The organism is Bacillus cereus group sp. MYBK14-1, from assembly GCF_051916885.1.
Classification (GTDB): Bacteria; Bacillota; Bacilli; order Bacillales; family Bacillaceae_G; genus Bacillus_A; species Bacillus_A cereus.
This window is the reverse complement of record NZ_JBQAHM010000002.1, coordinates 97,288-117,507: the sequence shown is the minus strand read 5'-3', so window position 1 is coordinate 117,507 and position 20,220 is coordinate 97,288. Positions and strand designations below refer to the sequence as shown.

Here is a 20,220-nt window from a genome sequence, read left to right as displayed (position 1 = left end):
TAAAGAGGAATGCAGGAGGGAATTATGCAAAACGTTGTATTAAAGGGGAAGAAAGTTACAATTCGTACAATAGAAGAATCAGATATAAAAACATTATGGAATATCATATTTAAAGAAGAAAGTCCAGAATGGAAGAAATGGGATGCGCCATATTTCCCGTTCTCAATGCAAGAATACTCTTCCTATAAAGAGAAGATGCAAACTCGTTTGCAAGAAGAACCACTGTCAAATTTAATTATAGAAAATAACGGTCAAATCATTGGGACAGTCGGGTTTTATTGGGAATATAAACCGACGCGTTGGTTAGAGATGGGGCTTGTGATTTATGACTCAACATACTGGAATGGTGGATACGGTACAGAAGCATTGACATTATATAGAGATTTGCTATTTGAAAAAATGGAGATTGGTAGAGTAGGAATCACGACTTGGTCTGGCAATGAACGAATGATGAAAGTAGCGGAGAAAATAGGAATGAGCTTAGAAGGTAGAATGCGAAAGTGTCGTTATTATAACGGAACATACTATGATTCTATTCGAATGGGCATGATTCGTGAAGAATGGGAAGCGCTATGTGTAACGAAGGGGTGAGAAAGATTGTACGCTATTATTGCTACATTTGATCGTGTGTTTACTCATAAAATTACAGAACTGCAAAATGAATTAACAAATGTAATTGGAACAAATCAACTAGCTGGAGTAGAACCTCATATTACGTTAGCTGATTATAATGAGTTAGATGTCCATTTGTATACGGAGAAACTAGGGGAGTTTGTAGCTATTCAAGAAAATATGGATGCAGTAACTTTTCCTTCTATTGGAATTTTTCCTACTAATGGAACGGTCTTTCTAGCACCGACTGTTACCGATGAATTGTTAAAACTTCATCATTCTTATCATGATTATTTTAAAACTTTTCATGACAACCCAAATTCATATTACGTACCGGGAAAATGGGTACCGCATTGTACAATTGCAAATAGATTACAGACAAAGCAGTTTTTAAGTGTAATGGAATATATTTATGAGAAATTTGATTTTGTAACAGCTTCAATTGAGAAATTAAAATTAATTAAGGTGAATTATGAAAATGGTTCTGCCATTTCTTCTAGTATATTAGCAGAATATAATTTAAAGAGAATGGAGACATCGAGATGACATATATAATTAGAGAAATGAAGCAAGAAGATATTCATGCTGTACAATCAGTAGCAAAAATAGCTTGGCATGATACATATGAAGGTATTATTCCAAGAGAAATTCAAGACAGTTTTTTAGACGAGGCATATTCTGATGAAAAAATGAAATATCGTCTTAAAAATACGCATTTATTCGTTGCGGAAGAAGAGGGTGAAGTAATAGGGTTTGCAAACTTTTCACCTGTTAGACTACAAAACGAAGCAGAATTAGGTGCGATTTATTTGTTACCAGATCAGCAAGGAAAAGGGATCGGAAGTGCTTTATTACAAAGAGGGATTAAAGCATTAAACGGGATACGGAAATTGTACATACATGTAGAAGCAGCAAATGAAAAAGGAAAACGCTTTTATGAAGCGAAAGGTTTTGCTGAATTAGAGCAATTTGAAGAAGACTTTGAAGGACATATGATGCAGACAGTAAGGATGGTTTTATACGTATAAGGAGGACTAGTAATGAAAATTTTTGATTTTAGTGAAAAAGTAGGAAAACACCTATCAGTATTTCAATCTAATTTCATCATGTCAAAAATATTAAACCATCAAGGAAATATACATATCGGTGCTATGCATTTACACGAGAATGGAATCATCGGTAATCATGAAGCAGTTGTATCTCAACTGCTTCTTATTGTGGACGGGACAGGATATGTATGTGGAGTAAATAAAGAAAAGATAAAGATAGAGGCGGGACAAGCTGTGTTTTGGGAAAAGGGAGAGCTCCATGAAACAAGTACAGAACACGGATTAACGGCAATTGTTATGGAAGCGGAGAATCTTGAACAAGCGATAGTAATGCCTATTATTCAAGGGGAGTTGTGAAAAATGATAATTAAGGCGAATCAAGAAGATACCAATGAAATATTAAAATATGCGGCTCAATCGCTTTTTGAAGGGACGAGAGGGAATTGTCAATTAAGTACCGAGAAAGCAATTGAGATTACAAAGCCGATTGTAGAAAAAGGAGCATACTATTTAATTGTTAAAGAAGAAAATAAAGTAATGGGATGGATATTAATAGGGGGAAATACAGACTATTTTTCTCGTGAAAAACTTGGATTTATATATGAATTGTACGTTTTCCCAGAATATCGCGGGAGAGGATTATCGCGAGAACTGATGGAAGCTAGTATTAAGGAATTAAAGGAGAAGTATTCAGAAATTCGGTTGAATGTATTTGCTGGGAATTTTGCAAAAGAGATGTACGAAGAGTTTGGGTTTGTTGAAAGGCAGGTCATTATGACTTTGAAGTGAGTATTATAGTCTGAATGGGAGAAAATAATGATTTAGTCGCTACTTTCTCGCTGGGATTTAAAGTGAATAAGTCCTTATAAATATATAAAATAGATGGTTTGCCTTTATTTTATAGTAGATTTATAGAGTGTGCTTAAAAAACAAATAAATTAGTATTATACAATATATCGTTATTATAGTAAAAGAGAAATTTTGGAAAAATATCATTTTTTTGTTTAGAAATTTTTAAATTATTGATATAATCAATTTGTAGAATTGATTATTGGTTAATTTTACTATTTTTTAATTTTAAGGGGGATTTAATAATGGCAGGACAAATTCGTATGTCACCAGAGGAGCTTAAATCGAAAGCGACTCGATATGGACAAGGTGCAAATCAAATTGAGGACATTTTACGTCAACTACAAAACTTACAAAATGAATTAAGAGGAGAATGGGAAGGTCGTGCTTTCGAAGGTTTTGACCAACAGTTCAATCAATTAAAGCCAAAAGTACAAAACTTCGCACAGCTATTACAAGAAATCAATATGCAGCTTAATAAAACTGCAGAAGCTGTTGCTAGACATGACGAAGATCTTTCTCGTAATTTCGGTCTACAATAAGACAGATAAAAAGAAATATATAATTTAGCCATGCAACCATACGTTGTATGGCTAAATTACTTTAAAACTAGAGTAAGATACGAAGTCTTTCATTAGATAGACTCGCAGTCGCAGGAGTGATAAGTAGTGAAAAAGTTCAAATGGAGCATCTTGTTGTTTATTATTTTAGCTCTTGTACTATCAACAGGGGTCTCCTATTTAGCATTAAATCAAAATGTTAAGAAAGCTAATGAGAATACTACACCAAAAATGACAGTTGCGTTGGTAAATGAAGATCAGGGCACTGTATTTGAGGGCAATAAAATAGCGTTTGGAGATCAATTTGTTAAAAATGTAAATAAAAATACGAAACAAGAATGGTACGTAGTTAGCCGCGGGGTAGCGGAAAATGGATTGAAAAATAATAATTACAATATGATGATTGTTATTCCAAATGATTTTTCTAGGAAGGCAGTTGCGATTGATTCAGAGATTCCAGAGAAATTAACGTTAAACTACAAAGTAAATGCAACTGGGAATAAGGATTTGAAAGCTGAGGCAGAAAATACAGCTTCTGTTATTTTAGAAGATTTCAATAAGCAAATAATCGACGTTTATTTTGCGAGTATTATCGGTAAGCTACAAGGTGCACAAGATAATATAGGTAAAATAATTGAAAAAGGAAACGTTCAAACAACTATGTATAAAAAAGATATACATAGTCCGTTAGCAAATTACACAAATCAATTTAAAACAGTACAAGATTATACAGGTGTTTCTGTTAATAGTTTCAAAGGATTTCAGGATGTTTTAAAAGGTTTCGGTCAAGCGTTAGATGAAGGGAATAAATCTAACAGTACGTACTTAGATGGTTTTAATAACTTTCAAAAAATGCAAACTGATAACAATTTGTTAGCGAATAATTTCACAAATCAATTCAATCAATATATGAATGATATGAATACAGGCGATGCTTTAAAGCAATTAAGTGCATTGGAATCCGCTAATAAAATTATTTCAAATCAATTTACATTTTCAGAGAAAGAACCGAATATTTTAACTGATGCTGCAGCGATTCAAAAATATTTAGCAGATGTAAAAAAACAAGTGTCTGAATATGATACAGAACTTGCAGGGAAGTTAGAAAGTGATATTCAAGAGACGGTAATTAAGAAGTTAAAGCAATCTATGTCGAATGATGGAAAGCAAGAGATCTTCATAAATACATTAATGAAACAACCAGATGCTCGAATAAAGAACCAAATCGAGAATTTAATTGCGAAATTACCTAGTTTAAACATGGAAGAAATCGGTCAAAGTGATTTGCCAGATACAACGAAATTACAACTGCAAAATGTAATTCAATTTACAAAAAAATATAATAAAGAAAATAATTTTTATTATGATCCTGTAAATAAAATATCTTTAGGAAACGCAATTAAAGAAGTAAAGGATAGACTTTATACAGAGGGAATTACATTTAGTGATACTGCGAAAGTAATTAAAATGGAATCTCCGCAAATTTTGAAGATAAAGATTCCAGAAGAATTTAAACTAGATGGAAGTACAGGATTCTTACATATTGATGGTGAGGATCGTACAAGTGATTTTCTTCAAAGCGAAGCAGGAGAAATTACAATAGCTCCTCGTAATGAAGGGGATATAAAGATTGATCTGCATGTGAAGTTAAAAGATCCAAACATCAATATAGATGTTTTCTCTCCTGTAATGTGGCAGTGGGAATTGAGTGGGACTCATAAAAAAGAAACTAGTCCTGAAAAAGAAAAACCTAACAAAGAAGATAAAGGAACACAAACGGAAAATAGCAAGGTGGAAAATGTGGTTCATAAATCACAGTATGGCATAATGCCGTTAGTACACAATGCTAAAACGCCTATTATCAAAAAAATGGAAAACACAACAGGCAATAATGAAGGAAGCCAAGGAGGCGGAACAGGGAAAGATAACGGAACTGGAGGAAACCCAGGAGGCGGAACGGGAACAGATAACGGAACTGGAGGAAACCCAGGAGGCGGAACGGGAACAGACAACGGAACCGGAGGAAACCCAGGAGGCGGAACGGGAACAGACAACGGAACCGGAGGAAACCCAGGAGGCGGAACGGGAACAGATAACGGAACTGGAGGAAACCCAGGAGGCGGAACGGGAACAGACAACGGAACTGGAGGAAACCCAGGAGGCGGAACGGGAACAGACAACGGAACTGGAGGAAACCCAGGAGGCGGAACGGGGACAGATAACGGAACCGGAGGAAATCCAGGAGGCGAAACGGGAACAGATAACGGTAAAGTTATTGAAAGTACAACGAATCAAGTAATACATCAAAAAACAGAAAAAATAACAGATATTACTTCTAGTGTATTAATAAAAGAAGCAGTAGATACAGTCGAAAGTTATCAAGGTTTAATGAGCCTTTACGAAATGTATTATGGGATTGATTTAAGAACGAAAGATGTAGGTCCTAAGTTAGAAGAGGGAAGTTTAGATGCAATTGCGACGGACCAATCTTTGTACTACGTATTAAATAAACAAAGCTTAATTGATTTAATTTCAAATCTTGTTTCATCAAGTATTACTACAGAAATAAAGCAAGATATGTCAGGTTTAAAACAAAAAATAAACTCTTATCAACAATCTATTACTAGTGCGGATCAAAATTCTATGCTACTAGCGGAGAAATTAAATGGAACGACGCAACAAGCAACTAGTATGAATGAAAATTTAGGAGAGTATTTAAAAGGTTTAGCGAAATGGCGTGAGAATAGCTTAAAACTAGTTGAAGAGCAGCAAGTATTAACAACAAATCATGCTGGTGAGCAAACAGCTGTTTTATCGTTAGATTCTGGTATTAAATCATTAATGATGCAAAGTCAGTCATTGGTCGAAAGTTCGAAACATAGTTTAGCAACTTCAGACGATGTATATAAAACATTTGATCAAATCAATGGACAAGCAAAAGAAATTCAAGACAGCGGAACGACAATTGTTTCAAAAGCTGATTTATTATTAAACGACTTTACGAAGAAAATGGAAGATGATAAATCATTCTCCAAAAACTTTACGAAAATTTTAGCGAATAGTCGTATTGGAGATCGTCAAAATGAAATGCTATATGACTTTTTAGCTAGTCCAGTTCAAAAGCAAAATGATGGAGTAATTGTAGCAGGTAATGCTTTTACACCTTACTTAATTGTATTAACTTGTTTCATTGTTGCATTATTTACAGCATACGCAATTGCGAATCAAGAAAAGAAACGAATGCAATCAGATCATTTTGAAGAGAAATTCTCATTAATTGATATGAATGTACCAACTACAGTAGTAGCTTTCGGTATATCAATTGTGGAAGGGATTAGTATAGGTATCATTTCTGGGCGTCTTTTAAAGTTCGGTCAGGATCAAAGTTTACTATGGATTGCGTTCATCACATTTATTATGATGGCGTTTGTATTGGTCTCAACCTACTTATTACGACAAATAAAAATGGTAGGTATGTTTATACTATTAGTATTTTTAAGCATGTACCTATTTTTAACTGAGGCAGTTGGAAGTAAAGTAGATCAAATGTCCTCTGTCGGAAAGATACGTCAATTCTCACCGCTTCAGTATATAGAAAGTTTTCTAAATGATTTTATTAGTGGTAAAGATACTGGGAAAGTTATTTTTGTCGTATTGTTTGTAATTGCCATTATTGGATTGGTTAGTAATCTATTTGTATGGCATAAGAAATGGGAGGAAAAAGAAGTAAATGATCAAACAATGGAGCATAGTGGCTAAGTTATCATTTCTCTCTATCCTTTTACTGTTTGTCGCGCTACCGATAAGGAGCGCGGCTGACAGTTATCTTGGTGATGATGGGAAGATTAAGTTTAAAGTGGATCGACTTGAAGAAAGCGACCAAGAAAAAAATAAAAAGGAACATAAGGAAACAGAATTAGATAAAGCATCGATTGAGTTATTTAACAAAGATATAGAAGAAGAAATTGAGAAAAAGAAAAAGAAAGAACAAAAAGATATGGAAGCTTTGCGAGATTCTCTTTTTACAAAACCAAAAGAGAATAATAGTGTTAAAGATACGAAAAATAGTTTGTTTAACAGTGAATACATTGTCCGAAAAAGTGCAGATGAAGTAGCAAGTAATGAAACAATGAATGAAGAGCCAATTAGTATAACAATAATATTATTATTTGGCGGCGGCATTCTACTTATTTGCATCGGTATTTATACGGTTCTTCGTAAAAGTTGGAGGTAAAGCGATGGCAATACAAACACATATCAATGTGACAGTAGATTTTAGTAAATGGAATGGAAATACATATGATTTGCGTATTCCGAATCATCAATCTATTAAATATTTATTGAAAAACTTATTAGATACGCTAAAGATTGATAATCATGAAGGTTCACATTTTGTGATTAAAGTGAAAAATAAGTCAATTGTTTTAACAGATAATGATCGTTTAATTGATCACCAAATAACAGATGGAGATATTTTGCAAGTTTTATAAAGAATATTTTTTACTTTTAGTTATTTGAAAATAAGTTATTACGGGTTATAAAGAAAAGGAGAAGAGGATAAACATGACGGGAAAAATAATTCAAATTGATGCAATGAACTATCAATTTCAAATAGAAAAAGAAAATTGGAAATTGGAGATGACCAAATCTCAAACACGTATAAAAGACTTCCGTCAATTCGATATAATTACGGGCGTATCATCTGAATTTGTACCATTAACAATAGAAGAAACGGATGATATGTTTACGTTTCTATATCAAGTAGATAAAAAATTATATAAGTGGGACGATCTTAGCCGTTTTAGAAGAAATGAGAAATTAAGACTACTTCGGAATGTTGCGCAGTTTCGTAAATATTTAAATAAACGAATCACGTTCTTTTTACATCCAGACAATATAGTTTTTAATGCTAATTTAATACCAAGTATTATACATAGAGGAATTCGAGATATTGTTCCGCCAACCCCGTTATTAGAAGAGCAGTTTTTAACACAATATAAGTGTCTAATTATTGCTTTATTCTCCCAAAAACATAACTTTGATGATTTGTATGCTGGGTTACTAAAAGATGCAAAAGAAACAACATTTGAACAGACCGTTGCTCAAATGGAAAGCTTAGATGCATTACTGCAGTTTCTTGATGACAGCTTTGAGAAGGAACAAACAAAAACAGAAAAAAATATGCAGTTAGTACCTAAAAAAAGCTATAAATCATTTAAATACTTAGCTTTTTCCTTCATAGCGGCGACAGTTATTTTAGCTGCTCCTTTAATATATTTCACTTTTATAAAATTTCCTTATCAAAATAAATTGTTAGAAGCAAATGCAAGTTTCATAGCAACTGATTATGACAAAGTCATTACGCAATTGAATGAGGAGGAGTTTGAATCATTACCGATTGCATCTAAATATGAGTTAGCATTTGCATACATTACAGCTGAAAAACTAGGTGAAGCTCAAAAGAAATCGATTATGAAAAACATTAGTTTGAAAAGTGATGAAAAGTATTTGCTGTATTGGATGTATAACGGAAAAGGTAATTTTGATAAATCATTAGATTTAGCTAAGACACTTGACGATCCTCAGCTTATTATGTACGGCCTTGTTAAACAAATTGAATCACTGAAAAATAATCCAGATTTATCAGGGGAAGAACGTGATCAAAAGTTAAAAACATATGAGCAACAATTAGATGAATATAAAAAGAAATATGGCAATTCATCAAGCGATAAAAATTTGTCGGACACAGAGAAAAAAGAGTAAGCACTTGATGAGACAGTTGAAAAGGAGCAGTGAACACGGATGGAGCAACTATTAGTATTGACTTATGGAGACAAAATATATAAGTGCACATTACATCCAAATGAGCAATCAATAGTGTCGATTGGAAAAGAGTGGACAAATGATATTACGAATCCAAGTTTAGAACAAGAAGTAGAGTTAAAGTGGAATAATGAAGTAAATGCTTGGATGGTACAGGATCAATTAATAGAATTCAATAAGGAAATTGAGATTGGGAAAACAAGAGATGTGAGCTTAAAAATCTTTATATCTATTGTTGGCACAACTAAAGTGTTTGATATCGGAACGAAACATTCTCTTACAGTGAGTCAAAACGATTACGATGATATTTCTATTACCGAGACTAGTGTAGATTTAATGCTATCTCGCGAAACGTTGTACGATTCTTTTAAAGTGAACGTGTATGGCGGGGATGTATTTCATAATTATACGAAGTTAAAAGATAGCGTTATGTTGGAATCAGGAGACGTATTATATTTTGATGGTATTTTATTGGAGATTGGTAGTGAAGACATTCAAGTACTTTCTTCAGAAGATAAAGTGAAATCTGCGTTACCTATTTTAGTAGAATCAGAAACGAATTATCAAAGTGGTTATCCAGACTATCATCGTTCACCACGTATTATTTACCGTGAACCAGAAGAGAAAATGACAATTGCAAAGCCTTCAAGTATGCCATCAAAACCAACGGAGCATTTAGCAAGAATCATTGCACCTTCACTTGTCATGATTGTCGTAACAGTATTACTTGCAATTTTCATGAAATATGGAATGTTTATTATCGCATCGATTGCGATGACATTAGTAACAATCATTGTTTCTGTCACATCGTATATAAAAAATTTAAAGCAATATAAAGTCGACATTGTTGAACGTGACAAAAGCTACAGAGAGTATATAAAACAAAAAACGAAAGATTTACATGCAGAAAGTGAAAAACAGCGTCACGCATTACATTATCACAATCCAAATGTAGAAGTAATACGTAATATGGCAGTTCAAGTAAATCCTCGAATTTATGAAAAAACAATGTTACATCATGATTTCTTAACATTTAGCGTTGGAACAGGACAAGCTAATACGAGTTTTGAAATTCAATTTAATGAAGAAGAATTTAGTCAAACGAAAGATGAATTAATTGATATAGCGCGTGAACTAAGACAGCGTTATCTATCATTAGAAGATGTACCAGTTGTAACAGATTTAATGAATGGACCAGTTGGTTATATTGGCCAACGCTCTTTAGTGTTAGAGCAATTACAATTATTAGTTGCACAAACAGCTTTATTCCATAGTTATTATGACTTGCAGTTTATTACTATTTTTCCGGAAGAAGAAAAAGAAAAATGGGATTGGATGCGCTGGTTACCTCATGGAAGTGTTCGTGATATAAATGTACGTGGATTTGTATACCATGATCGTAGCCGTGATCAAGTGTTAAATAGTTTGTATCAAATATTGAAAGAACGAAAATTAAAACTAGATGAAAAAAGTTCTACTAATGAAAAAATGTACTTTGCACCGCACTATGTCGTTCTCATTACAGATGAAAAACTAATATTAGACCATGTTGTTATGGAATTCTTTAATGATGATCCGAGTCAATTAGGTGTATCACTTGTATTTGTACAAGATGTTATGCAAAGTTTACCGGAGCATGTGAAAACGGTAATAGATATAAGAGATGCAAAACAAGGGAACATCATCTTAGAGCAAGGAGAACTTGTTAACCGTCAATTTAAGCTAAATCACGTGCCAAAAGGATTCAATTTAGAAGATATTTCACGGGCATTAGCACCATTAAATCATTTGCAAAACTTAAAAAATAGTATTCCAGAAAGCGTAACATTTTTAGAAATGTACGGCGTTGAAAAAGTAAAAGAACTGAATATCACAAGTCGTTGGGAGAAAAATGCAGCGCATAAATCTTTAGCTGTACCACTTGGATTACGTGGGAAAGAAGATATCGTAAACTTAAACTTACACGAAAAAGCACACGGACCACACGGATTAATAGCAGGTACAACAGGTTCAGGTAAATCGGAAATTATACAATCGTATATATTATCTCTAGCAGTCAATTTCCACCCGTACGAAGTAGCCTTTTTACTAATTGACTATAAAGGCGGCGGAATGGCGAATTTATTCAAAAACTTACCGCATTTATTAGGAACAATTACGAACTTAGATGGAGCGCAAAGTATGAGAGCGCTCGCATCAATTAAAGCTGAATTACAGAAAAGACAACGATTATTTGGTGAAAATGATGTAAACCATATTAATCAGTATCAAAAACTGTATAAAGAAGGCTTAGTAAGTGAGCCGATGCCGCATCTATTTTTAATTAGTGATGAATTCGCGGAATTGAAGTCAGAACAACCAGAGTTTATGAAAGAGTTAGTTTCAACAGCACGTATCGGTCGTTCGCTCGGAATCCATTTAATATTAGCTACGCAAAAACCGAGTGGTGTTGTAGATGATCAAATTTGGAGTAACTCGAAATTCAAACTAGCATTAAAAGTTCAAAATACGTCAGATAGTAATGAAATTTTAAAAACGCCAGATGCTGCTGAAATTACATTACCAGGACGTGCTTACTTACAAGTTGGGAATAATGAAATTTATGAACTATTCCAATCAGCCTGGAGCGGAGCAGACTATGTAGAAAACAAAGAGGATAAAGAACATTTAGACGCAACAATCTATGCAATAAATGATCTAGGACAATATGAAATATTAAGTGAAGATTTAAGTGGCCTTGGTAGCAGTAAAGAAGTAATAAGCGTACCATCTGAACTGGATGCTGTTATTGACTACATTCACGATTACGCAGAAATAAATGAAATTGAAGCGTTAGCTAGACCGTGGTTACCACCACTTCCAGAAAGCGTATATTTACAAGACTTACATGCAATTCAGTTCAAAGAAGCATGGACGAAAGAAAAGAAACCATTACAAGCAACAGTTGGTCTACTAGATCAGCCTGAATTACAATCACAAACACCATTAACATTAGATATTAGTAAAGACGGACACGTAGCGGTCTTCTCAAGCCCAGGCTACGGAAAATCAACATTCTTACAATCAGTCATTATGGATGTAGCTCGTCAGCATAGTCCGGAGCATTTGCATGTTTATTTAGTGGACCTTGGAACAAATGGTCTTCTACCTTTGAAAGGATTACCTCATGTAGCGGATACGATTACGATTGATGAATCTGAAAAATGTTTAAAGTTTGTTGAAAGATTAACTCAAGAAATGAAAAATCGTAAACGATTATTAAGTGAATATGACGTTGCAAATATTGAAATGTATGAAAAGGCAAGCGGGAAAGAAATACCACATATTATTATTGCAATCGACAATTATGATGCAGTAAAAGAAGCGAAGTTCTATGAAAGCTTTGAAATGCTAATTATGCAAATTGTCCGAGATGGTGCAAGTTTAGGAATTCATACCTTAATTAGTGCAGGGCGACAAAATGCACTTAGAATTCAATTGTACAATAATATTAAAATCCAAACTTGCCTATATATGATTGATCAAAGTGAAGTAGCTAGTATTGTAGGGAGATCTGATATAAAAGTGGAAGAAACAGCAGGAAGAGCGTTAATAAAACTAGAATCTCCTACATTATTCCAGGTTGCACTACCTACGAAAGCAGAAGATGAATTACAGCAAATTCAATTATTACAACAAGAAGCAAATGATATGGATCGAGAATGGGATGGAGAACGTCCGAAGGCAATTCCAATGATGCCAGAAGTGATTGATATTGCTACTTATCGTAAAAATAAAGACGTTACAAAAGCTCTACAAGCAGCAAGAATTCCAATGGGGCTTGATTTTGCAAACGTAGAAGTTGTAGCTCATGATATTGCAGTGAATGATCATTTAATGATTTATAGTGTAGATGATAGTATGAGAAAACAAATTGTATCTAGCATCCTATCTCAATTGAATAAAGATTATTTTGAAAGTGTGACGTTGGTGGATACAGCAGAGTATAGTTTCGTTCAATATAAAGACGATGTGACGCACTACATTGTAGACGAAAATGAAATCAATATGCATGCGAAGTATTGGATGGAAGTAATTCGTGAACGAGCTCTTGAATTAGCACAAGCAAGACAAGAAGGTAGAGAAATTCCTGCATTCACAAAACAACTCATTATCATGACAAATGTTGAAGAGTTTAGTAAATTTGTTTATTTAGAAATGGAGGATGCAGCGAATTTAATTGATTTATCTCGTACAGTAGGTATTTACTTTGTATTAGCAGGTCACCACGACTACATGGACCGAAATCGTGAAGCTCTACCTATGAAAATGAGAAGTAAACTAACAGCAGCAATTATCGCAATGCCATTAAATGATCAAAGTATCTTCAACATAAAATATATAAGCAACGAAGCACCATTAGGTAAAGATGAAGTGTATTACTATCAAAAAGGGAACATAATGAAACTAAAAATGCCTAGAGTAACTAACGAGGTGACAGTATGAAATTAAAGAAGAAAGCTAAGGTGATGATAGTCGTGTCAATAGTGGCAAGTTTATTAAGTGGATGTGGTTTTGGGGAAAAGCAAATAGATTATAAGCCATTTGTCAAAGCTTTGGATGAAGGTGACATGAGAAAGGTTATGTCTGCGAGTGATGATGGGTATGCGTATGTGAAACAAAGAGGTATATATAGTACATATGAACAAAAGGAAGATGGAGAGCATAGAAAAACAATCTATCAAACTTCGGAAGGGATATATAATACGAAAGATAAAAGTTTATATGGAAGTACAACACAAGCGGTTACTTCAGCAGTAGACAGCAAAGATAATAAAAAAGAAGGTGTTTATCGTACCAATATTATGTATAAAAATGGACAGGTGAAAAGTCCGGATTCAAATCTGGATGTTTCATACGTAAACTTAATTGTTGATCGTTTAAAAGGAATAGGGAAACTAAAGATGAAGCCCGGAGATGATATAAAAAAGTTTGATCAACCTAGTACAGTTGGATATAAACTAAATGAATCAGAGTTTCAGAGTATTGTTAATGATAAGTTGAAAATACAATATGATGAATATGATGGTGGATCGATTGTACTGCATATAGATTCTAAAGATGGTTCAGAGCAGATATTGGAGGTAAGTATTGTAATAAATTATAAGAAGCGAAATGATGAAGGTAAGTTAGTAGAATATATATCACAAATACACACATATTTTGATAGTCAAAAAGGCAATAATCAAGATGCAAAAAAAAAATATATAGATTACAGAGCACAGGATAAAAATAATAAGTAATTAGGAGTGAGTAATATGAGTAAGGATGTGGAGCAAGATAAAGAAATAATAGAGGATATAGAGGTAAGAGAGATAAATTCTGATTGGGGGAAATTGGAGCTAGCTGGAAAGGATATTTATGACTTTAAAGCTGGTAAAGAACCGTATAACCAACTAAGTCAAAAAAATAAAAAGACATTACAGGATAAATTTAACGCAGATTTTATAGATGATAAAGTTGATGAAAATACAGGATTTGCTGCATACGCTTTTAAAGATAGGTCTACAGGAGAAATTGTAATAACATATGTAGGAACGGAAGATGCAACGGATGCAATAACAGATGGTGAAATTGGGGGACATAATATAACAGGTGCAAATAAAATAATGTTAGGTAATTTGGAACACGATTTTACAGTTAGACAGTATGATCAAGGAGAAGAATTTTATTTGAAGGTTAAACATGATAACCCTTCTGCCAAAATTAGTGTAACAGGGCATTCATTAGGTGGTGGTATAGCTAATACTGTATCGTTAAGACACCAAGAAGATAATATTGAAACATTAACATTAAATCCAGCGCCTGTATTAAAGCGAGATGTTGATAAATTTGGTAATGGGTTTGATATGAAAAATGTTCGGAATATCATTAATCAGAATGATCCACTACATATTGGGATAAAGGCAGCAGACTTCACACTTCCGGGAAGAATGTATAAAATTCCGAATCAAGCTGGTCACTCATATGCTTTTACATTGAAGGATTATGATGAGAATGGACATCTAATATGGATTGATAAACTAGCAAGTGATAACGATACGGGGTGGGATATTATCCCAGGATTTATGGAGTTTTCTCAATCTGCTGGGGCTATATACACAGGAACTATACATGATGTATTTCATAGAAAAGTTTCTATAGAAGAAGAAAAGGTAGCTGGAACTGCAATTAATTTGATACTAAATGCAACGCCAATTTCTAGTATTATAGGTGGAATATTAGGTTACTCGGACATTGTACAAGGCAGCAAGGAGCTTGAAAAGCTAAGAGAAAAAGTTCAAGAAGGTTTTTCAAGATTAAATACAAAGTATGAAGGACTAAAGTCTCAAATTACAGCAGAAGCAATCCAATTTAGTATAATGGCTACAGTTGAAATAAAAGGAGCGGTAGATATCGCTGTAGAATGGATTGAAACAACTTTAGCGAAATGTAAGGAAAAAGTTTTAGAAGTATTAGAGTCTGTATTTAATACTGCTATAAATTTTTTAGCTGGAAGTGTTGTAGTATATTTAGCTACAAGTGAAATTTTAGATATTGCAAAAGAAGTTGCAGCTTCTTACGTGCAAGATTTACTAGATTTGTTTAAAGGAGATTTTGTAGTTGATACAAATGTAGCTGCAATTGTATCTGAACATATATTAAGTCATCGTCACTCATTGTTAAATCTCTTTATGAATGATAACAGTAGGGGGATAAACCGTTCTTTATTAGGTGAAATTGCTAAAGATGTGAAGGAGTTATCGAAAGATTTAAAACAATTAAACGACGATGTTTCAGAAGCGGTATTTTCTATGTTTGCAAAAGACGAAGAATTAGGAGCAGTTTCATATTATTAAAACTCCAAGTTTATAAATTTAAAAGAGAGGGGTATGAAGGTGGATTTACATACGATAATGTCAAGAGTTCATAGTACATTTCCAGCTAGTGGTGGACGAGAACAAATTATAAACGTTGTAGTGCAATTGGAAAAAGCAGCTACATCTTTAACGGGAGATATTAGAAGGTTAGAGAGTAGTATTGATAGTACATTACAAGGAAAAACACGTGAGGCATTTATTGATCGTATCCGTCAATTAGAGAAAAAAAGACAAAAAATAGAAGAGAAAATTAGCGTACTAAAAGGGACAGTGAATTAATATGAAAGACTATATGGATAAAGTATTACCTTTAGGCAGTGTTGTAAGATTGGGTCTTAAAGAAGAGGAAGATGTGGAGTATGTAATCACTACGAGAGGTTTATTACTTGATGAAAACACATTCTATGATTATGGTGGAGTGTTGCATCCAGTGGGTTTAACCGAAGAGACGTATAAATTATTTAACCACACGGATATTGCAGAGGTTAAATTTGAAGGGTATCGAAATAAAATTGAAGGTCAATTCGCAGCTAAGTTTAAAATGTGGCGGAATGAGTTTGTTGAAAAAGTAATTGAAAAAAATAAAAAGCAACAACAAGCACAAGAGTTAGAAATAAAGGGAAAAAAAGAAATTTAAAAGGAAATAAGCTTTCCTCTTCCAAAATGGAAAGAGGAAAGCTTATTTTGATTGAATAAGGGTGTCAGTATGAAGTTAAAGAAGAAAGCTAAGATGATGATAGTACTGTCAATAGTAGCAAATTTATTAAGTGGATGTGGTTTTGGGGAGACGAAGATAGAGTATGAGAGATTAGTAAAGGCATTGGATGAAGGTGATATGAAGACGGTTATGTCTGCGAATGATGATGGATATGCATATGTGAAAGAAGAGACTAGCGAAAGTACTTATGAAGAAAAAGAAGATGGTGAACATAGCAGGATAATATATCAAACAACCCATGGAGTATATAATGTGAAAGAAGACGACTTATATGGGAAAACAACTCAAAAGGTTGTTACTGATATAAAAAATGATAAAAACGTTGGTAGTAATCAAAATTACAAAAAAGAAACGGTCTATAGTACAAATTTAAAAAATGAAAAATCCCGTTCAGTAGCCCAGGATCAAGCTATGAATGTTTCATATGTAAAATTAATGTTTAGAGGATTAAATGAACTTAGTAAATTGAAACCGAGTGAAGATACAAAAAGATCTAGTGAACCGAGCATAATAAGCTATGATTTAACTGAGTTACAGTTTAAAAGCATCATAAATGACAAGTTAAATTTAAAATATGATAAATTTAATTCTGCAATATTGATGATCGAATTTAATACGCCTAATGATACAAAAGAAAATCAAATGAGAATAATACAAATAACAATAGCGGTAAATTATGAAGAAAAAAAAGAAGATAAGCTTATAAAACACAATCAAGAAATTTCAACATATTATCATACCAGAGAAGATAATAATCAAAGTGCCAAAAAAGAATATGTAAATTATGAAAAAGAGTATATAAATTAAAAATAAGATATTTTAATTGAATTTTGAGAATGATAAATGTTGTGAGGATATGAGTAAAGGGGTAGTGAAAAATAGTTACTGTGATAACAGTTATGTTTTGCTGAGCGCGTGTAGTTTTAGGAAATCAAAATAAAGTATGAGAGCCTAATAAAGGCAATGGATGAAGGTGACAAGAAGACGGTTATACTTAAGTGAAAGAGAGAAGAATATTTGGAACTTTTGAGGAGAAAGGATACTATTTGAACTATCAAAAAGCATTCTGAGTATATGATTATGGTAATTAATGTGGTAATGGTATATCTAAAAGATTATCTGAATTTAATTGTACAAAGATCTATGTACTTAAAAATATTAAGAATGTAATAGAATTTTAGTGCACGAAAATTATTTAAACTGTATAGAAGGGGAAATGTCAGGGTGTGGAATATAAAAGAAGAAGATTTAGATAAATTTCGAATAACATGTCAAGGACGTTTAAGTCCTGAAGGTGCTACGGGTTTTATGCTTGGAACAATATTTTATATTTCAATATTTATGTTTATTATTTTTGTAGGTGATTTGAATTACTACAACAATTTTTTTGATAGAACAATTGTTAAAACTGAAATTGTGTTATTTAGTATTCAAATTATATTTTTAATTATATATCTATTTCCGAAAGCATGTTTTACATTTCAAAAGTTACAAACGCTAATCGTATTACTATATGCGTTTCAACTTGGAACGATATTATTTGTAGTTTCGATTGTTTCTGAAATGGCTGATAATTCAATTGGTAGGATGTATACCGGGTTACTAGTTGTAGGAGCAGTTATTATCCATATTGTAGCAACGCTAGATACATTTAAACAAGCAAGTGAAGGTGCATTTAGTAGTGATGAAAGATCCACCTCGTTTTTTAGTAAGACAAAAGGAGCTATGATAAAGGGGGCTATAATATATATATTCATACTACTTATTTTAATGTATTTTCAAAATGATTATTCAATTGATTTTTTTGTTATGTATGGAGTAGGAACTGTATTAATGTATGCGGTTGCAATCGGAGCGGCAGAATTCCAATTATTGGCGTACTGTAGATTTAAATTCAAGTCATTTAATATGTCATGGGAAGAGAATGAGAGAATGCGTGGGAGAATTCGAAAGCGAAATACAAAATCCAAATCGAAAAGTAAATAAGAGTGAAATAGAATTGAAGTGAATGGAAATTATTTAAACTGTATAGAAGGTGAAATGTCAAGGTGTGGAATATAAAAGAAGAAGATTTAGATAAGTTTCGAATGACATGTCAAGGGCGTTTAAGTCCTGAAGGTGCGACGGGATTTATGCTCGGAACGATATTTTATACTTCATTATTTATGGTTATTATTTTTATAGGAGGAATAGATTATTATACTACCTTGTTTGATAAGGTAATTGTTAGGATTGAATTAGTGTTATATGGTTTGCAAGTAATGTTTTTAATACTATATTTATTCCCTAAAGCTCGTTATAAATTTCAAAAATTACAAACGCTCGTGATATTATTATATGCATTTCAACTTGGAACTATCGGATGCATGTTATTTGTTCTTTCTGGGATGATAGAGCATTCAATTGATCTCAATATACGTGTTTATGTAGGGCTATTAGTATTAGGTGGAATTATTGTTCATATTGTGACAACAGTTGATACATTTAAACAAGCAAGCGAGGGTGCATTTAGTAGTGAGGACAAATCCGCTTCGTTTTTTAGTAAAACAAAGGGACATGTTATACAGGGTGCTGTAATTTATGTGTTAATTCTTCTTTTTTTGATTTATATAAATAATAATTATTCATTAAACACTATGTTTGGTTATGTTATATGTAATGTTGTTATGTATGCAGTAGCAATAGGAGCAGCTGAATTCCAGCTCTTAGTGTACTGTAGATTTAAATTTAAATCATTTAATATGACGTGGGAAGAGAATGAGAGAATGCGTGGGAGATTTCGAAAACAAAATAAGAAATCCAAAACGAAAAATAAATAATATATTAATAGAATTTTAGTGCTCGAAAAATAATTGAAACATATAGAAGGTGAAGAGCCAGGATGTGGAATATAAAAGAGGAAGATTTAGATAAGTTTAGGATGACATGTAATGATCGTTTAAGTCCTGAGGGTGCTACAGGATTTATGTTTGGAGGAATACTTTATAGTTCAATAGCCGTTTTTTCTATTATTGTATCAGGTGATTGGGATTACTGTATGGTTCTCCTTAATATAGGAATTGTTAAGCTGGAAGTGTTGTTATATGCTCTGCAAGTAATTTTTTTCATTTTATATTTATTTCCAAAAGCTCAATTTAAATTTCAAAAGCTACAAACAATTGTTGTATTATTAAATGCATTTCAAATGGCAATAATATTACTCGTAGTTTTGATTGGTACTAAAATGGCTAATAATTCAATTGATCAGATTACATTACTGTATGCAGGATTATTATTTTTAGGAGCAGTAATTTTTCATATTTTGACAACAATTGATACGTTTAAACAGGCAAGTGAAGGTGCATTTAGTATGGATGAAAGATCCGCTTCCTTTTTTAGTAAAGCAAAAGGAAAGATGATGAAGTGGGCTACATTATACGCAGTAACTATTCTCATTTTGCTATATTTTCATAACGATTATGGATTTGATACTTTAGGTATGTATGTAGTAGGGACCTTTTTAATGTATACGATAGCCATAGGTGCAGCTGAATTTCAGCTATTAGCGTATTGCAGGTTTAAATGTCCGTCATTTAATAAAACGTGGGAGTAACATAAAAGAGAAACTCCAAGATATCAAAAGAAAAATAAAAAAAGTAAATCAAAACGTAAGGCATAAAGGGAAATGGCAGAATAAATTTAAATGCCCACCATTTAATATAACGTGGGAA

General features: G+C 32.8%; 18 protein-coding genes and 2 pseudogenes. All 20 read left to right on the top strand.

Annotated elements, in window-relative coordinates:
- Positions 1-24 precede the first annotated feature (24 nt).
- The 20 genes and pseudogenes from ACTFR3_RS06585 (at position 25) to ACTFR3_RS06490 (ending at position 20,168) form a co-directional block, all read left to right on the top strand.
- Positions 25-591: a GNAT family N-acetyltransferase gene (locus ACTFR3_RS06585; RefSeq protein WP_440044291.1), complete on the top strand. Its 567-nt coding sequence runs from the start codon at positions 25-27 to the stop codon at positions 589-591.
- Between the two features lie 6 nt (positions 592-597).
- The gene (locus ACTFR3_RS06580) at positions 598-1,158 is read left to right on the top strand and encodes a 2'-5' RNA ligase family protein (protein ID WP_440044290.1); all 561 of its coding nucleotides are present in this window, start codon (positions 598-600) and stop codon (positions 1,156-1,158) included.
- Entirely contained in the window at positions 1,155-1,640 is a 486-nt protein-coding gene (locus ACTFR3_RS06575) for a GNAT family N-acetyltransferase (protein ID WP_000221050.1), read from the top strand. The genes ACTFR3_RS06580 and ACTFR3_RS06575 overlap by 4 nt, the downstream gene beginning before the upstream one ends.
- Positions 1,641-1,652: 12 nt before the next feature.
- On the top strand, positions 1,653-2,018 hold the full coding sequence (locus ACTFR3_RS06570; RefSeq protein WP_000688072.1) for a cupin: 366 nt from the start codon (positions 1,653-1,655) through the stop codon (positions 2,016-2,018).
- A gap of 3 nt (positions 2,019-2,021) precedes the next feature.
- Positions 2,022-2,450, top strand: coding sequence for a GNAT family N-acetyltransferase (locus tag ACTFR3_RS06565; RefSeq protein ID WP_000584239.1), 429 nt, complete (start codon positions 2,022-2,024; stop codon positions 2,448-2,450).
- Between the two features lie 305 nt (positions 2,451-2,755).
- Complete coding sequence (locus ACTFR3_RS06560) at positions 2,756-3,052, top strand: WXG100 family type VII secretion target (RefSeq protein WP_000918601.1); 297 nt, start codon at positions 2,756-2,758, stop codon at positions 3,050-3,052.
- Between the two features lie 126 nt (positions 3,053-3,178).
- On the top strand, positions 3,179-6,829 hold the full coding sequence (gene esaA / locus ACTFR3_RS06555) for a type VII secretion protein EsaA (protein ID WP_440044289.1): 3,651 nt from the start codon (positions 3,179-3,181) through the stop codon (positions 6,827-6,829).
- Positions 6,801-7,304, top strand: a complete 504-nt coding sequence (essA, locus tag ACTFR3_RS06550; protein WP_033695489.1) for a type VII secretion protein EssA — start codon at positions 6,801-6,803, stop codon at positions 7,302-7,304. The genes esaA and essA overlap by 29 nt, the downstream gene beginning before the upstream one ends.
- Before the next feature lie 4 nt (positions 7,305-7,308).
- Complete coding sequence (locus ACTFR3_RS06545; protein ID WP_001007571.1) at positions 7,309-7,560, top strand: EsaB/YukD family protein; 252 nt, start codon at positions 7,309-7,311, stop codon at positions 7,558-7,560.
- A gap of 73 nt (positions 7,561-7,633) precedes the next feature.
- A complete protein-coding gene (essB, locus tag ACTFR3_RS06540; RefSeq protein WP_153582328.1) occupies positions 7,634-8,833 on the top strand; it encodes a type VII secretion protein EssB in 1,200 nt (399 codons plus the stop codon).
- 39 nt (positions 8,834-8,872) lie between these two features.
- Positions 8,873-13,378, top strand: coding sequence for a type VII secretion protein EssC (essC, locus tag ACTFR3_RS06535; RefSeq protein ID WP_440044288.1), 4,506 nt, complete (start codon positions 8,873-8,875; stop codon positions 13,376-13,378).
- On the top strand, positions 13,375-14,175 hold the full coding sequence (locus tag ACTFR3_RS06530; protein ID WP_065211635.1) for a DUF3952 domain-containing protein: 801 nt from the start codon (positions 13,375-13,377) through the stop codon (positions 14,173-14,175). The genes essC and ACTFR3_RS06530 overlap by 4 nt, the downstream gene beginning before the upstream one ends.
- A gap of 15 nt (positions 14,176-14,190) precedes the next feature.
- A complete protein-coding gene (locus ACTFR3_RS06525; RefSeq protein ID WP_440044287.1) occupies positions 14,191-15,771 on the top strand; it encodes a lipase family protein in 1,581 nt (526 codons plus the stop codon).
- A 39-nt stretch (positions 15,772-15,810) separates the two neighbouring features.
- Positions 15,811-16,071 carry a hypothetical protein gene (locus ACTFR3_RS06520; protein ID WP_025687481.1) on the top strand — a complete coding sequence of 87 codons (261 nt, stop codon included), beginning with the start codon at positions 15,811-15,813 and terminating at the stop codon, positions 16,069-16,071.
- 1 nt (position 16,072) lies between these two features.
- Positions 16,073-16,429 carry a DUF4176 domain-containing protein gene (locus tag ACTFR3_RS06515; protein ID WP_000656384.1) on the top strand — a complete coding sequence of 119 codons (357 nt, stop codon included), beginning with the start codon at positions 16,073-16,075 and terminating at the stop codon, positions 16,427-16,429.
- Between the two features lie 93 nt (positions 16,430-16,522).
- Entirely contained in the window at positions 16,523-17,317 is a 795-nt protein-coding gene (locus ACTFR3_RS06510) for a DUF3952 domain-containing protein (RefSeq protein WP_440044381.1), read from the top strand.
- A 49-nt stretch (positions 17,318-17,366) separates the two neighbouring features.
- Positions 17,367-17,503 (top strand): annotated as a pseudogene (locus ACTFR3_RS06505) (DUF3952 domain-containing protein); the annotation flags it as partial.
- A gap of 231 nt (positions 17,504-17,734) precedes the next feature.
- Positions 17,735-18,496, top strand: a complete 762-nt coding sequence (locus ACTFR3_RS06500; RefSeq protein WP_440044286.1) for a hypothetical protein — start codon at positions 17,735-17,737, stop codon at positions 18,494-18,496.
- A gap of 62 nt (positions 18,497-18,558) precedes the next feature.
- Positions 18,559-19,329, top strand: coding sequence for a hypothetical protein (locus ACTFR3_RS06495; RefSeq protein WP_440044284.1), 771 nt, complete (start codon positions 18,559-18,561; stop codon positions 19,327-19,329).
- 62 nt (positions 19,330-19,391) lie between these two features.
- Positions 19,392-20,168, top strand: a pseudogene (locus tag ACTFR3_RS06490) (hypothetical protein).
- The last annotated feature ends 52 nt before the right edge of the window (positions 20,169-20,220 follow it).